11 protein-coding genes and 1 pseudogene are annotated in these 16,918 nt (G+C 35.0%); 2 read left to right on the top strand and 10 right to left on the bottom strand.

Annotated features, from left to right (window positions below; genetic code table 11):
• Positions 1-181: 181 nt before the first annotated feature.
• On the bottom strand, positions 182-1,030 hold the full coding sequence (locus tag AB5359_RS03535) for a LysR family transcriptional regulator (RefSeq protein ID WP_048686795.1): 849 nt from the start codon (positions 1,028-1,030) through the stop codon (positions 182-184).
• Positions 1,031-1,153: 123 nt separating this feature from the next.
• On the opposite strand from AB5359_RS03535, the gene AB5359_RS03540 reads away from it, so the two are divergent.
• Entirely contained in the window at positions 1,154-3,418 is a 2,265-nt protein-coding gene (locus AB5359_RS03540; RefSeq protein ID WP_048686793.1) for an HAD-IC family P-type ATPase, read from the top strand.
• An 86-nt stretch (positions 3,419-3,504) separates the two neighbouring features.
• On the opposite strand, the pseudogene AB5359_RS03545 reads toward AB5359_RS03540, so the two are convergent.
• From AB5359_RS03545 to AB5359_RS03555, 3 genes and pseudogenes are all read right to left on the bottom strand, one after another.
• Positions 3,505-4,849: pseudogene (locus AB5359_RS03545) on the bottom strand (SLC45 family MFS transporter).
• A gap of 166 nt (positions 4,850-5,015) precedes the next feature.
• Positions 5,016-5,525: a dihydrofolate reductase gene (locus AB5359_RS03550; protein WP_003649012.1), complete on the bottom strand. Its 510-nt coding sequence runs from the start codon at positions 5,523-5,525 to the stop codon at positions 5,016-5,018.
• Between the two features lie 29 nt (positions 5,526-5,554).
• A complete protein-coding gene (locus AB5359_RS03555; RefSeq protein WP_048686790.1) occupies positions 5,555-6,511 on the bottom strand; it encodes a thymidylate synthase in 957 nt (318 codons plus the stop codon).
• Positions 6,512-6,646: 135 nt separating this feature from the next.
• On the opposite strand from AB5359_RS03555, the gene cls reads away from it, so the two are divergent.
• A complete protein-coding gene (gene cls / locus AB5359_RS03560; RefSeq protein WP_368280058.1) occupies positions 6,647-8,134 on the top strand; it encodes a cardiolipin synthase in 1,488 nt (495 codons plus the stop codon).
• Between the two features lie 64 nt (positions 8,135-8,198).
• Here cls and yjeM read toward each other — a convergent pair whose 3' ends face one another.
• The 6 genes from yjeM to dnaJ all read right to left on the bottom strand — a co-directional run bounded on the left by yjeM (position 8,199) and on the right by dnaJ (position 16,857).
• The gene (gene yjeM, locus AB5359_RS03565) at positions 8,199-9,707 is read right to left on the bottom strand and encodes a glutamate/gamma-aminobutyrate family transporter YjeM (protein ID WP_368280056.1); all 1,509 of its coding nucleotides are present in this window, start codon (positions 9,705-9,707) and stop codon (positions 8,199-8,201) included.
• A 126-nt stretch (positions 9,708-9,833) separates the two neighbouring features.
• Positions 9,834-10,361, bottom strand: coding sequence for an adenine phosphoribosyltransferase (locus AB5359_RS03570; protein WP_003647467.1), 528 nt, complete (start codon positions 10,359-10,361; stop codon positions 9,834-9,836).
• Positions 10,362-10,495: 134 nt separating this feature from the next.
• Entirely contained in the window at positions 10,496-12,766 is a 2,271-nt protein-coding gene (gene recJ / locus AB5359_RS03575; protein WP_048686785.1) for a single-stranded-DNA-specific exonuclease RecJ, read from the bottom strand.
• A gap of 94 nt (positions 12,767-12,860) precedes the next feature.
• Positions 12,861-13,550 carry a class A sortase gene (locus tag AB5359_RS03580; RefSeq protein WP_003649017.1) on the bottom strand — a complete coding sequence of 230 codons (690 nt, stop codon included), beginning with the start codon at positions 13,548-13,550 and terminating at the stop codon, positions 12,861-12,863.
• A gap of 162 nt (positions 13,551-13,712) precedes the next feature.
• Complete coding sequence (lepA, locus tag AB5359_RS03585; protein WP_003649018.1) at positions 13,713-15,551, bottom strand: translation elongation factor 4; 1,839 nt, start codon at positions 15,549-15,551, stop codon at positions 13,713-13,715.
• Between the two features lie 139 nt (positions 15,552-15,690).
• Entirely contained in the window at positions 15,691-16,857 is a 1,167-nt protein-coding gene (gene dnaJ / locus AB5359_RS03590) for a molecular chaperone DnaJ (RefSeq protein WP_020806902.1), read from the bottom strand.
• Positions 16,858-16,918: the final 61 nt, after the last annotated feature.

The following is a 16,918-nucleotide window of genomic DNA, read 5'->3' on the forward strand; positions in this document are numbered from 1 at the left end:
TTTTTCATGTATCTTAAAAATATACTGATTGACAATGAAAGGACTCATATTATGGCAAAGATAATTATTTACAAGCCCCGCAAAATAAAATTAATGCGCCAGGCTATTGAGCGTTACCTAAACCATAAAATTATTAAAAGCAATTAAATTTCTAGCCAACCGTTTCGGTTGGCTTTTTTGGTTAAAACATTTCAATAATTTTTTCCATTAACGGTGTAACTTGTCTATCCTTACGCCATACAATATTTAAATGAGTAACCCAGTGCGCATGTTTAATTGAAACAATACTACTTTTTGCGTATGTCTGCGCTATTGATTGGGGAACTAAAGCAATTCCTAAGCCTTCATCAGCCCAGTGAATTGCCGTTCGGGCATCATCGCAAGTTACTGCATAGAAAGGTCGAATCCCTTGATGACGAAAACTCCGATTGAATATTTCCTGAAAACGACGATATAAAATAATTGGCTTACCTTTTAATTGACTTAAATGTTCAATCTTTCCTCTATCAAAGTCATTATTATTTGTAACTGCAACCATCGGCTCTTGATGAAAATCTTTAAAATTCAATCCTTCAAGGTTAAACGGACTTCTTACAATTCCTAAATCAATAATTCCATCTTGCAATTGTTCAATAATTCCAAAGGTATTTGCTTCATGTATTTCAAAAGATACATTGGGGTAATATTCAATTAATTTCTTAAATTGCTTATTCGGAACAACTCCTCCGCAAGAAGAAATAACTCCAATTCGAATTTTACCTAATTCACCTGTTTTAATTTGCCTTATCTGACTTGTCGCAGTTAAGCTAAGGTCAACAATTTTTTCAGCATACTTTTGAAAAGCCTTCCCCTCTTCAGTTAATTCCATCCCATGAGCATTTCTAATAAAAAGTTGTGCCCCAATTTCTTTTTCTAATTGTTTCAATTGATAACTCAATGGTGGTTGAGCAATAAATAATTTTTTAGCAGCCGATGTAATCTGTCTTTCTTCAGCTACCACTAAAAAATATTTTAATTGTTTTAGATTCATTATCGTTCATCTTCTTAATTGATATCTATTTTTTTAATATCTTATATCTTAATTTGATATTTTCTTAATAGCAAGAACTGCGCTAAAATACTTTAGGAAATAAAGATTTAATGGAGGATTTTCATGGAAAATAAAGACTTAAATGGACTGACTGACGCCCAAGCAAAAGAGCGTCTAAAAAAAGACGGTCTCAATGAAGTACCTGAACCTGAATTTAATTTCTTTAAAGAATTCATGTCAAAATTATGGAACTTATCTGCTTGGATCTTAGAAGCCGCCCTAATCTTAGAATGCATTTTGGGCAAGTGGATTCAGTCCCTATTTGTTTTACTGATGCTTTTGTTTGCTGCTTTTAATGGTGCAACTCAAAAGAAAAAATCTCGTCGAGTTTTAAATACAATTTCTCACGAATTAACTCCTACTGTTTCAGTAAAACGAAATGGGAAATGGAAGCAGATTAATTCAAAGTTTTTAGCTGCGGGAGACTTAATTAGTTTAAAACGCGGAGATGTTTTGGCCGCTGATGTAAAAATTGTCCAAGGTCAAATTACAGTTGATGAAAGCTCTATCACAGGCGAGTCAAAAGCTATAAAAAAATCTGTTGGCAAAACTGCCTATGCTGGAACTACTGTAGTTGATGGTGATGCGCTTGCGACAGTAATTGCAACTGGAAGTAATTCTCGCTCAGGTAAAACTATTAACTTAATTAATAATTCTGCAGCTCCAGGTCACTTGCAACAACTTCTTACAAGAATTATTTACTACCTTTGTTTATTAGATGGAGTTTTAACCTTAATTTTAGTAATTGCTGCTTTAATTAGGGGACAAAATGTCATTGAAATGTTGCCATTCTTGGCCATGATGTTCATCGCTTCTATCCCGGTTGCAATGCCATCTACTTTTGCCTTATCTAACTCCTTTGAAGCTACGCGCCTTAGCAAAGAAGGTGTTCTAACTTCAGACTTAACAGGAATTCAAGACGCTGCTAACTTAAACTTGCTTTTACTTGATAAAACTGGAACTATCACCGAAAATAAAACCGCTGTTTCTCAATGGGATAATTTAAGCAAACTTCAAAATAAAGAGGTTTTAGCTTTAGTTGGAGCTGCAATAGATAAGCGTAGCCCAAGCATTATCGATACAGCTATTAACGACTATCTGACAGAAAAAGGAATTACTCCTGATATACCTAACTCTTTTACGCCTTTTACTTCCAATACTGGCTATTCGATGGCTGAAGTTAAAAACTACAATATTAAATTAGGTTCTTTTAAGCAGCTATCTTTAATTGATAAAAATGCTGATCAAGAGGCAAAAAACATTGATTTCACAGCGGGACGCTCAGTTGCTGTTTTAATTAACGATAAACTCTCCGGTGTATTTATTTTACGCGACAAAGTCAGATCAGATTCAAAGAAGGCTTTAGAAGAGCTTAAGAAGCGTGGGATCAAGCCAATTATGCTGACTGGAGATAATCGCAGAACTGCTGAAGCAGTTGCAAAAGAAGTTGGCTTAACCGGAAAAGTAATTTCAATTCACGATTTTAATGATAAAACTGATGTTAATGATTTAGCAGGAATCGCTGATGTGCTACCTGAAGATAAATTAAAAATGGTTAAACTTTTCCAGGAAGATGGTTATATTGTTGGAATGACTGGGGACGGTGTTAATGATGCACCAGCCTTAAAACAAGCTGAAGTTGGAATCGCCGTTTCAAATGCCGCTGACGTTGCAAAACGCAGTGGTAAGATGGTGCTTCTAGAAGATGGTCTTACTCCAATTGTTAAAATCTTAGATGCTGGACATCGCGTTTATCAAAGAATGACGACTTGGTCTTTAACCAAATTATCTCGTACAGCAGAATTAACTATGCTTCTAACATTTGGCTACTTATGTTTCAACTACATCCCAATGGCCTTAAATGCAATGGTTATTTACACTATCATGAATAATATGGTAACGATGATGATTGGTACCGATAACACGCATATCACTTATAAGCCGGAAAGCTGGAATATGCTTAAATTAGCCAAAATTGCTTTCTCCCTGGCAGCTGGTTGGACTGTGATCGGTTTTGATTTTGTTTGGTATCTGGTTTCTCACAATTATGCTCAAGGAACAGTATCAACAATGGTTTATGTTTACCTCGTTTTAAGTGCAATGTTAATTGTCTTAATCACTAGGACTAGAAAATTTTTCTGGCAATCAGCTCCATCAAAATCAGTTGCAATTGTTCAAATTATTGATGTTTTATTAACTTTTACACTCGCACTATTAGGCTTAGCGATGACAATCAACTTTACCAATCTTGGATTAACAATAATTGTAGCTTTAATCGCCGCTATCGTAATTGATTTGTTCTATCAACCAATTATGAAAAATAAATAATTAAAAGAAGCAGACTACTATTTTGAAAGTAGTCTGCTTCTTTTTGTTCGCTAAGATGGAATTTTTAATGAATATTATTAAATAAATTAATTTCGATACGTTTCCTTAATAAATAAAACAGAAATTGCCGCTAAAATCCCGGAAATTCCTGCCGTTAGCATCATTGCAGGCATTGAACATTTTAAGAGTGGAAATAAGATGAAACTCAACAATGAAGCAATAATTTGCGGTAAACAAATTGAACAGTTAAATAGACCCAAGTATGTCCCCATATGTTTGCCAGATAAGGCATTTGAAACCAGCGTCAAAGGATAAGTATTCATTGCTGCCCAAGAAATTCCAATTAAAATAAATGACAAGATAAGTAAATTTTGAGATTTAATAAAAAAGATCGAGCCATATCCCACAGCTCCAAATAATAAACTAATTCCATACCCCAACTTATGATGATTATTTGGTACTTTTGCCAAAATATATGACCAAATTACTGCAGCAATTGATTGCACAGCAGTCAAAACGCCAAACCAGTTGCCTGCAAGCTGATAACCAGCAGAGGCTGGGGTCAAATGCCTTCCATACATTAGCTGCGATTGCACCTGTAGCATAAGTTGATAAATATTGAAATGAGAACCAGCAAAATAATTGGACTAATGAAACTTCCCAGAAGACTTTCGGTGCTTTTTTTAATAAGACAAACCAATTTCCATCTTTTTTATTATCTTCTTCATTAATACCATGATAACGTGCATAAGTTCTAGGATCATATTCATGCACCTTTGTTACTGTTAACAAGCTAGTAATAACAAGGATTACGTCACCTACATAAAAAGAAATTACAACTGATTGTGGTACTACACCCTTTTTAGCAGTATTAGCAACTCCAAGAATAGTCAATAGAAATGGAAAAAATGCTGCGATTACTGCACCAGAATTCGAAAGCATACTTTGAATGCCATATGCATATGATTTTTGTTCGTCATTAACCATATCACCAATCATCATTTTGAAGGGTTGCATAGCCATATTTGCAGATACATCTAAAATAGCAATTGCAATAGCACCAAATACCAAGGCTTCAACCGATCCATAACCTAAACCAAAACTTCCGATATTTGGTAGCAGTAGCATCATAATTACCGCAAAAATCATTCCAATTAATAAATACGGTAATCTTCTTCCGCCAAGCTTAGGTGCCCAAGTTTTATCAGAAAGTGATCCAATGGCTGGTTGAACAACTAAACCAGCCAAAGGCGGTAAAATGAAAAACCAACCTAACTTCGTAGGATCCGCACCCAAAGTTTGAAAAATACGACTCATTTGTGATGTTTCAAGTGTAAAAGCAATTTGGATACCTAAATACCCAAAATTAATCATCCAAATCACACTTTTAGCAAGTTCTGGTAAACCAGCTACTTTATCATTTTCATTCATAGTTTTCTCCCTCGCTATTTAACGCACAAGCGCTTTCAATATTTTATACTAAGTGAGGTTGAAAATGCTTTCAACGGAAAATGAAGTGTTACCGGTAACTAAATGTATCAAAAAAGCTAACAATTATTACAACTAAATAATGATTGTTAGCTTTTTATAAAGTTTATTATTTTTCTATTCTTTTATATTCTAAAAAATCGTATGCAAATTTATTTTTCTCATCTGCTTGATGAATTTCAGAATTAACTGATTTAAAATCTCCATAATTTATCTCTGGCATCAGAGTATCCCCCTTAAAAACATGGTGAATCTTAGTCTTTTCTAAAATATCAACCTCGTCCATAAATTCTTCAAAGACTCTTCTTCCGCCAATAATATCAATTGTTTGGTTGCTATGATGCTTTATCCAGTTCTTTAATTCTTCAAGTTGAGAAAAAATTTGGACGTGTACATTATCTTGGTATTTACGCTGTAAAGTTGGACTAGTCGAGAGAATAATATGCTGTCTTTTAGGTAATAATCCAGGGAAACTTTCAAAGGTCCGTCTTCCCATAACAATTACATGATTAGAAGTTAAATCCTTAAAATGCCTTAGATCAGCTGGCAAATGCCAGGGCAAGGTGCCTTGATAACCAATATGTCCGTCTTCATCCTCTGCCCATATAAATCTTATCATTCTCAACTCTCCCTTATAAATTGTATAAACTAAACAGCGACAGGTGCTTTAATAGTGCCATGATGCTTATAATTAACAAGTTTGATATCTGACATTTCAAAATCTTCAATCTTTTTCTTATCAGGATTTAACCAAAGCTTTGGTGAATCATAAGGTTTTCTAGTTAATAATTCCTTTACTTGATCAAAATGGTTCCGATAAATATGTGCATCCCCTAAAGTATGAATAAATTCACCAGGTTTAAGACCAGTTTCTTGAGCTATTAAATTAACTAGTAAAGAATAGCTAGCAATATTAAAAGGAACTCCTAAAAACATATCTCCAGATCTCTGATAAAGCTGAACACTTAAACGACCATCATTAACATAAAATTGAAATAAAACATGACAAGGTGGCAGCGCTGAATTTGGGACATCTTCTGGATTCCAAGCACTAACAATTAATCTTCTTGAGTATGGCGTCTTTTTAATTTGATCAATCACATTTTGAATTTGATCAATAAAACCTCCCTCTCGCTTTTGCCAGTGACGCCATTGAGCGCCATAAACATCTCCAAGATTACCAAATTTGGCTGCGAAGTCTTGATCAGCTAAGATTCGTTCACCAAACCTCTTCATTTCTTCTTGATAAACTTTCTTAAATTTGGCATCCTCTTGACTTCTGAGCCCAAAATTAGTCATATCAGGGCCATGATATTCATCACTTTCAACCCAGTTCTTAAATGCCCATTCATCCCAAATATGATTATTATGCTCTAACAAAAATCGAATATTAGTGTCTCCTCTTAAAAACCACAATAATTCACTTTTAATAAGACCAAAAGGAACTCTTTTAGTAGTTAAAATAGGAAAACCATCACTTAAATCAAACCGCATTTGAGCCCCAAATAAACTTCTTGTCCCCGTTCCAGTTCTATCTTCCTTATCATGACCCTCAGTCATAATTTTATTTAATAAATCCAAGTATGGTTGCTCTAAAGTTGCCATTGTCTTTCTTCTTTCTATTGCGCACGTTATAACTTAAATTATCATAGATTTAGTGCTTTGGTAAATACAAATACTATATTTTGTATATTTCGAGATATGGTAGAATTAATTATCTATACAATTGGAGGGATTTTAATGATTTTAACCTGGGATATCATCAGACGCATTATTGAAATACTTTGGTTAATTAATGTTGGCTTAGCTATCTGGACAGTTTTTCGCAGCCATCGTGATATCGCCTCAACCTGGGCTTGGCTTTTAATTCTATCGATCTTACCATATGTTGGTTTCATTCTATATTTATTTACTGGTCGCCAACTATCTCATGATGATATTTTTTCAATTAAAGCTGAACAGCAAAAATTCCGAGACCAGTTTTTAAATGAGCAAAATAAATTATTAAAGTTACATGATCTATTACCTAATAAAGATCAAAATCCCCGGGCACGAAGACTGGTTGAATTAAATTTAAACAATGACGATGCTCTCCTTACCTTTAACAATGAGGTAGAAACTTTTATTGATGGAAAAGTTTTATTTCAAAATCTCATTAAAAATATCGAACAAGCAAAAAGTAGCATCAATATTGAATTCTATACTTTTTATGATGATCAATTAGGTAACCAAGTTCTAAAAGCATTAGAAAAAGCTGCTAATCGCGGTGTTAAAGTTCGAGTTCTTTACGATGCTAGTGGTTCCCGCGGTACAAAGCCCTCCTTTTTCAATAAGCTTCGACAACTAGGTGGAAAAGCCCAACCATTTATTTCAACAGCTGGTAATCGTTTCTTTACTACCCCGCGTGCTAATTATCATTTACACCGAAAACTAGTTATCATCGATAATCAAATTAGTTATATTGGTGGTTTTAATATTGGGGATCAGTATGTTGATCGAAGCAAAAAATTCGGTCATTGGCGCGATACGCATTTGCGAGTTACAGGACAGGCAGCCCTCCTGATGGAAATTCGTTTTGCAATGGATTGGAATACAAGTTGTCGTAAATCTCATCTTTCTACATATAGTGTTGATAATTTAATTGAAAACTTCAGATTAAATGTTGTTCAAGCTAAGAACTTAGTTCCAATGCAAATTGTTTCTTCAGGTCCTGATAACAGTAATTTTGGTATTCGTCGTGCCTATGAAGAAATAATTGCGCAAGCCCAAAACTACATCTACATTCAAACGCCATATTTAATTCCAGGTGACTCAATCTTAGAAGCCTTAATTATTGCTGCAAAAAGTGGCGTAGACGTTCGAATTATGATTCCATCTATGCCAGATCATCCCTTCGTTTATCGAGCAACTGAATATTACGCCAAGTACCTGGTTAATAACGGCGTAAAAGTTTATAAGTATGATAATGGTTTTATACATGCTAAAACCATTGTAAGTGGTTCTAATATTGCTTCCGTTGGCTCGGCTAATCAAGATTTTCGGAGTTACCAGCTTAATTTTGAGGTAAATGCTTTTACATACAATCCTGCTCTTACAACTGAATTAAAAGGAATATTTGAAAAAGATCTAAAAGAATCAACATTATTAACTAAAAAATACTTTAATGATCAATCTCACTGGCGCAAATTCAAACAGTATTTCTCAAGATTGCTATCACCTATTTTATAAAACTGGTAAAAATAAAAGAAGCCTCCTAGTTTTCTAAACTATAGAAGCTTCTTTTATTTTTTCGTTATTCTTCTCCATCAACTACAGTAACGCTTTTTCTTTCTTGATATGAATAATATATCCAAGCAATAATTCCAAAGGCTACTGGTCCAATAGCAGTCCAGAAGGATGTTGCATAATCTCCAGTAAAGAGCGGCTCAACACAAGTAAAGATAATACCAATTGCAACCACAAGCCAAACCACAAGTGTTACTGTCCAGACACGCTTTTTTCCCTCAATAAATACAAATGGACGATCAATTCCCTGCTTCATCTTAAAGAAAGGATAAGCTCCAATCAAAAATAAGTAAGGAGCTGACGATGAAACATTCATCATATCCATCAAAATAGTATAAAACTGACCCGCTGCATTACCACCAAAAGAGATAAATAAGATAATAACACTAACAATCACTGCCTGAACCCACATTGAACGTTCTGGCATGCCATGTTTATTCAATTTAACCAAGTTTTTAGGTAGAAGTTTAGGGTCACAGCCTTCAATAAAAGACTTAACAGGTGAATAAACCATTAAAAATGCTGCTGAAATTCCAGCCAATACATCAGCTAACCCAGCAAACCGAGAAAATGTTGCACCAAGTGTCAATGAAACCGAATGAGAAAGTCCGAAAGCCTTTTCTGTTTCAACCCCCAAATTGTTAATCAAAACATATTCCACATTGGCCAAATCAACATTTTTGCCACTTAATTCGCTACTCCAATTTGCAGCAACTCCACACATTAAAATGTTTAAGACATATAAAGCTGTCATCCAGATCATAGCTGTGATCAAGGCTTTAGGAAAAGTCTTTTCAGGTTTATCAACAGAATCAATTACTCCTGCTGAGGTCTCTAAACCACCATAAGCAAATAATGCATAAACAATGAATGACACCACAGCAATTAGAGATTGAAAAGCTGGATTAGGAGAATGAACTAGTGATTGCGTAGTCAACGGTTCTGCTAAATGTCCATGATTCAAAAAGAAAACCAAAATAGATACTAAAGTAAAGCCAATGGTAATAGCTAAAGTAAAAAAGCCACCAACATTACTTACAGCCGCAATTTTATCGACACCTTTAGCTGCAAAAAAAGTCACTACTACTAAAAATATTACTTCTAAAATTCCCAATAATTGTGTTGATGACAAACTTAAAAAATGCCAACTTTGCGTTGTATCATGACCTGAAATTGCAGTCGACACTGACACCAAGAAAAATTGAGTCGACGACACCAGCCAAACAACCCAAGCAGCTAGCCAAATAAAAGTACCAATAAATGCGGTTTTTTCACTAACTGATCCTTTAAGCCAAGAAAAAATTCCACCTTTACCCCCCTTAAAAGCAGCTCCATATTCTGCAAAAATTAATGCAGAAGGCAAAAAGAATAAAATTGCGGTTATAATGTACCAAACAATACTTGCATACCCCATTTGATAATAGGCAGTTAATGAATTGCTAAAGCCAAAAATGGCTGAAAAGATCATCAAAACTAGACTTTTTAATCCAATTTTGACGGATTTGTCTTTTTTCATAAAAAACTAAAACACTCCCTCTTTCAAACAAACATTAACTATTATGCGCTTTTTATTAAATTAATACAAAACTGATTGAAATTGAGCAAAATAAAAAAGGCCTTAATTTGGCCTTCTCAATAACTCTTATGCACCGTGGTACTTAACAAGAGAATAAATATCTAAATCAGGGAATTGTTCTCTTCCCTTCAAGTCAGTTAATTCAATATAAAATGCTGCACCAACTACTTCTCCGCCCAAGTTTTCAATTAATTCCTTAGTTGCGTGCAAGGTGCCTGCGGTAGCCATCAAATCATCGCAAATAACAACTTTTTGCCCTGGCTTAATTGCATCTTTATGCATTTCTAAGACATTTGAACCGTATTCTAAATCATAAGAAGCACTTTCTACTTCGCGTGGCAACTTATGAGGCTTACGAGCCGGTACAAAACCAATTCCTAATTCTGTTGCAACAGGACAGCCGACAATAAATCCACGAGCTTCAGGACCAACAATTACTTCTGCTCCACGACTCTTAGCGTATTCAGCTAATTCATGAGTAGCAGCTCGATATAGCTTCCCATCTTGCAAAATTGGGGTAATATCGCGAAAGATAATTCCCTTATTTGGGAAATCTTTTACACTTGCAATGTGTTCTTTAAAATCAATTGCCATTTAAAGAGAAACCTCCATTTTAGACTTTCATTGAAAAATCAGACCTAACGGCCTTTGACCTGTATATTTTACCAAATTTTTAGATTAAAATCAGTTTTATACCGAACTTTTTATTAATTTATAACTAGTAATGATCACTTTAAATATTGCTTAACGTAACTAATTAGTTGATCACTAGGCATTGTCTTTAGCTGATTTTTAAATTTAATCTGTGATGCTACACTGGTAAAATACTTTGAAGCAGTTAGTTTTTTACTTTCAGGACGTTTATTGCCAATAATTTTTCCATCAATAAATGAAACAAAGCGCAATTCAAAGAACACTCTTAAAATAAACAAAACAGCTTGATAATCTAAGCCGAGATAAACAGATACTACCTGATAATCTTCAACAGTTAGATTGGGGTGAGCATAAATATATTTCAATGTTTTGCCAAAAGCATCCCTACTAGGCAAATTAGTAATTGGCAATCTATCAAATAAAAAACGCAGATAGAGCTGATGATATTTATTTTCTAAAGCGGTATTTAATTCAACCTGATTACGCGGAGTATCTAATAAAGCTACAACCTCAGAATTTCCATGATAATCTCTAGCAAGACTAATCTTTTCTTCTGGGATTCCTAAACCATTTCTAGCCCAAGAAATAGTATTTTTATCAAAAATCAAATACTTATCCGCAAATCCCATCACATAATCTTCTTGCCTCATGTCTATCACTTGATCAAAAACAGCTAGTTTGGGTGCTCCATATTCAATACCAGCTAGCATTCCTTGAACAGACGAAACATTCTTCCAGCTATTGAGCGCTAAAGTTACATATAATTCTTTGATAAAAGGAAGCAAGTTCTGATTCAAAAATCCTTTATTAAAGCCAACAATTGTTAGCTTGCCATTATTTTTTTCTGCAGTAAACTTAACATGGTTCTTATCTTTTCCCATCTTAAATAGGCTCTTGATGTGCGGTTCGCTGATACTAAATATGGGCTCAGGATTTCCAGTTCCAAAGGGACCAACCAAATTAATTTCTGTTAATGTATCTGGTGTAACTTCTCTCAAATTTAATTCAAAATCAAAATCTTTTACTTCAAGATCCGTACTTGGCTTAAAACTTTTTTCAAAACGTGAACGCAACTCTTCAAGTTTATCAACCTTTAAAGATAAGCCACAGGCAAAATCATGTCCGCCAAATTTATCTAAAAAATCATCTTTCATTGGTTCTAAAGCATCAAATAAATTAAAGCCTTCGCTTGACCGACCTGAGCCTTTTAATTCACCATTTTCATCCTTGGTAAGAACAAGCGTGGGTTTATGAAGCTTCTCAACAACTTTATTGGCTACTAAGCCTAACACGCCCTCATGAAAGTCAGGATCATATAATACTAATGTATTTCGATGCTGCCACCCTTTTTCTTCAACTTGAGCCAAACATTTTTCATAAACTTCAGCTGTAAGCTCTTTTCTTTCATTATTTAATTCTTCTATTTTCGCTGCTATTTCTTCAGCCTGTTCTTCATCATCACTCAAAAGCAGTTCAACCGCTAAACTCGCGTCTGCCAGACGACCCACAGCATTTAATCTAGGAGCGATATTAAAGCCAACATCAGTGGCTGTAATCTGTCCCATGGTTAAACCAGCTTGCTTAATTAAAGCTCGTAATCCTGGACGCTCTGTTTGGTTCAGAATATCTAAGCCACGCTTAACGATAATATGTCCTTCACCTGTTACTTTAACCATATCGCCTATAGTTCCAATCATGGCTAAATCTAATAGTTCTGGCATTGTATCCTGCATTAGTGCTCGGCACATTGTATAAGCAACACCGGCTCCGCAATAATCATCAAATGGATATTTTTGACCAGGATAGTTACAGTGAACTGTACTAAAAGCAGCTGGTTTTTGATCCTGAAATGTATGGTGGTCAGTTAATATTACGTCAACGCCATGTTCCTGGGCATATTTAACTTCTTCAACACCGGTTACCCCATTATCAACCGTAATGATTAATTTAGTCCCATCCTCTACTATCTCTTGGTAACGGTTCATACTTGGACCGTATCCATCTTTAAAACGATCCGGAATAAAAAAGTGAACATCGGCACCTAAAATTTCTAAGGTATCCATCATGATGCTAGTTGCCGTGATCCCATCAGCATCATAATCACCATAGATAGTTATTTTTTCACCATTATCAATTGCCTGATTGATGCGGTTAATAGACTTTTCCATATCGTGCATTAAAAACGGATCGGCCAAATCATTTTCATCTGCATTTAGCCAAAAATCCAACTTCTCCGCGGTATTAATACCTCTTAATGCGAAAAGCTTAGCTTGAATATCTGTTAATCCATAATCTTCAATTAATTCCTGATCTAAACTACTTGCTTGTCTTTGTTGCCATTTCATTATTTTTAGTTCACCTAAATCATTTATAACATCTAAGTTTCTATTATAGCAAAAGTTAAAGAGGATTTACTTCTTCAACAAAAGCAAATCCTCTTTATTTAAGTTTGAAAACTTGTAAATTCTTATCTGTAGCTGGCTTTTCAGCAATTAATTTTCCCCTAATCGCCCAGCGATTAACACCACCATCAGCACATGTAATTAAAGTAACAATATTTTGCTTAGTATTATCGACTAACCAAACAGCAGTTGGGTCTACAACCTTTTTCATATAAATTCGATAAATATAAATTTTATCAAGATTAGTTAAGTATACTTTTTCGCCCAATTTAGTGTCTTCAAGTGGTGAAAATAAAACACCCTTGGCTGTCATATAGTGACCTGCTAAAGGATAGTTTCCCTTGCCCATAACTTGGTCTGGACGCATTGTTCCACCACCAGTCGACATGGCATCATTACTTAACCCCTTCATAATTGGAAGATACATTTTTACACTTGGAATTGCGATTGCGCCAATTGCATCAGCAGTATTATTAACCCTTGATTTAGTCACCTTTCCAAAATCAATTTCTTCAACTTTTGAGAAATCGAACATTCCTTTTTTTGCTTGATTTTTTTTAACAGTATCTTTGTTTAATTTCTTCAAAGCAGTAGTCTGATTTTGTCGAACCATGAAATCTCGGATTTGACTATTAAAAATCATCCCTAAACCGATGATTAATAAAATAATCGCAGCAATTCTAACTATCCAAGCTTTTTTAGAAGTATTTCTTGTTTTTTTTGCCATACGTTTTTTATCCTCAATTTTATTAATGCTGTTATAAATTCTAACACATTTTTCAAAAAAGATACTAAATCAAGTTAGCTATAACTTGATGAAAGACTATTATATATTTTTAAAAATCAAAAAAGACGTACCAAAAAGCTTAGTACGTCTAGAAAGTTACAATTATTTACCTTTAATATCGTCATCATTCATTTTTAGAACAGCCATAAATGCGTCTTGAGGTACTTCTACCTTTCCGACTGCCTTCATTCTCTTCTTACCACGACGCTGCTTTTCAAGTAATTTAGCACGTCTATCTGGGTCACCAGTATGAATTTTCCAAGTAACATCCTTACGATATGGTTTAATTGTCGCACGAGAAATAATTTTAGCACCAATTGCACCTTGAATATCAACTTCAAAGTTTTGACGTGGAATTAACTTCTTAAGCATTGTTGTCATTTGACGAGCACGATTTTGAGCCTCTTCACGGTGTGCAATGAAACTAAGAGCATCAATTGGCTCTTTATTAAGCAACATATCAATCTTAACTAAGTCTGTTGCACGATAACCTGTTATTTCGTAATCAAGAGAAGCATAACCTTTAGTTGAAGACTTTAGTTCGTCAAAGAAATCATAGATAATTTCAGCTAGGGGCATATTGTAAATAACATTAACACGGTATTTGTCTAAATAATCCATAGTTACAAATTCTCCGCGTTTTCGCTGACATAGCTCCATTACTGGACCTACAAAGTCATTTGGCACCATCACTTCTGCCTTAACATAAGGTTCTTGAACTTCTTTATATTCACCAGCATCTGGTAAATCAGCAGGATTATCAATTAATTTAGTTGAACCATCATTCATAATTGCATGGTAGTCTACACTTGGTGCAGTCATAATTAAATCCATACCAAATTCTTGCTCAAGTCTTTCTTGTACCACATCCATATGAAGCAATCCCAAAAAGCCACAACGGAAGCCAAAACCTAATGCTTGAGAAGTTTCAGGTTCAAACTCTAAGGCAGCATCATTTAACTGCAATTTTTGCAGTGCTTCTTTTAAATCATCATATTTTTGATTATCAACTGGATACATACCAGAGTAAACCATTGGTGGAATTTGGCGATAACCGGGAAGTGGTTTCTCAGTTGGATTTTCAGCGCTAGTAATCGTATCACCTACACGAGTTTCACGAACAGACTTGATATTCGCAGTCAAGTATCCTACGTCCCCTGCAATAAGCATATCTTTTTTAACAGGATGAGGACTTGAAACACCAACCTCTGTCACTTCAAATTCTTTCCCAGTATTCATAATTCGAATCTTATCACCAGGTTTTACAGTTCCTTCTTCAATTCGAACCGATAAAACGACCCCGCGATAATCATCATATTTTGAATCAAAAATTAAGGCCTTCAAAGGAGCATTCAAATCACCAGTTGGTGCTGGTACCTTTTTAACAATTTCCTCAAGTAGTTCGGGAATTCCTTGACCTGTCTTACCGGACACTTCAACAGCATCAGAGGCATCGAGTCCAATCATCTCTTCAATTTCGTTTTTGCACATTTCAGGATCAGCTGAAGGCAAATCAATCTTATTAATGACTGGCAAAATTTCCAAATCATCGTCAATTGCTAGATAAGTATTAGCTAAAGTTTGCGCTTGAACACCTTGGGTTGCATCTACTACTAAAAGTGCTCCTTCACAGGCTGCCAAAGAACGCGAAACTTCATAAGAAAAGTCTACATGTCCCGGAGTATCAATTAAGTGAAAAATATATGTTTCTCCATCTTTAGCATGATATTTTACTTCTACCGAATTAAGTTTAATGGTAATGCCGCGTTGACGCTCTAATGGCATATCATCAAGTAATTGATTTTTCATTTGACGTTCAGATACAGTATCGGTTAATTCTAAAATACGATCTGCAATCGTTGACTTACCATGATCAATATGAGCAACGATCGAAAAATTCCGAATATGTTTTTGATAGTCTTGTAATTTTTTAATATCCATGTTCTCACCTTTTTCGCTCTATTAATTATATCAAAGGCTGATACTTAGATAAAATTCTTAATGTAATATTTTCAAAGATAATTTTTACTAAAAATAAAGCGTATATCTCATTCTTCATAGAGATATACGCTTTTAACTTTTATTCTCCGTTTAATTTATCTTTTAAACGTTCAAAAAAGTTCTTTTCTTGAGGTGAAATATTTCCTCCACCAGCTTTAACATAATCAACTAAAGCTTCTTTTTGTTTATCGTTAATTTTCTTTGGAATAACAACCTTAACCGTTACTTCTTGATCTCCATTGCCAGTACCGTTAATCTTAGGAACGCCTTGACCACGTAACTTGAAGTTAGTGTTAGGTTGAGTCCCGGCTGGAATAGTCAAATCAACTGGTCCATGAACAGTGTTTACGCGAATTTTATCACCTAGAGCTGCTTGAGCAAAAGAAATCGGTGCTTCACTATAAATAGTTGTACCATTTCTTCTAAACTCTTTACTTGGTTTAACTCTAAAGACAATGTATAAATCTCCGTAAGGGCCACCATTCTTACCTGCTTCGCCTTGACCACTTAAGCGAATTTGTTGACCATTGTCAATACCAGCTGGGACTTTAACTTCAAGTGTTTGCTTTTTATCAACAGTTCCTTTACCATGGCAAGTTTGACATGGATGTTTAATGATCGTACCACGTCCACCACATTTATCACATGTAGTTTGCTGCTGGATAACTCCAAGTGGCGTTTGACGAGTTACAGTCATGACACCAGTTCCGTGACACTTGTCACAGGTAATTGGGTGAGTTCCCTTTTCAGCACCTGAACCATCACAAGTTGGGCAAACTTCACTTCTTGTGTAAGTAATATCTGTCTTCTTGCCTTTGATCGCATCCATGAAGTCAATTGTCATTGTATAATCCAAGTCTTGACCCTTTTGAGGAGCAGTTGGATCTACTCGACTTCGTCCACCACCAAAAGCTGAACCAAAGATATCACCAAAAATATCACCAAAATCACCAAAGCCTTGAGATGAATAACCACCTTGGCCACCAAAGCCACCATAACCTTGACCGCCAAAACCAGCTTGACCGTTTACACCGGCTTGACCAAATTGATCATATTGAGCCCTTTTTTGCTTATCATGCAGAACCTCGTATGCTTCATTTACTTCTTTGTATTTTTCTTCAGCGCCAGGTTCATGGTTTAAGTCTGGGTGATATTTTTTTGCCAGCCTGCGGTAAGCCTTGTTAATGTCGCTTTCACTAGCATTCTTATCAACACCCAGCACATCATAATAATCACGTTGTGCCATCTGAAAACTCCTTCATTCATAAAAGAAAAGAACTACAATCACGCAGTTCTTTTCTTGTTTG

It is taken from the genome of Lactobacillus sp. RTP31084st1_F9_RTP31084_210423, assembly GCF_040919545.1.
Taxonomy (GTDB): Bacteria; Bacillota; Bacilli; order Lactobacillales; family Lactobacillaceae; genus Lactobacillus; species Lactobacillus paragasseri.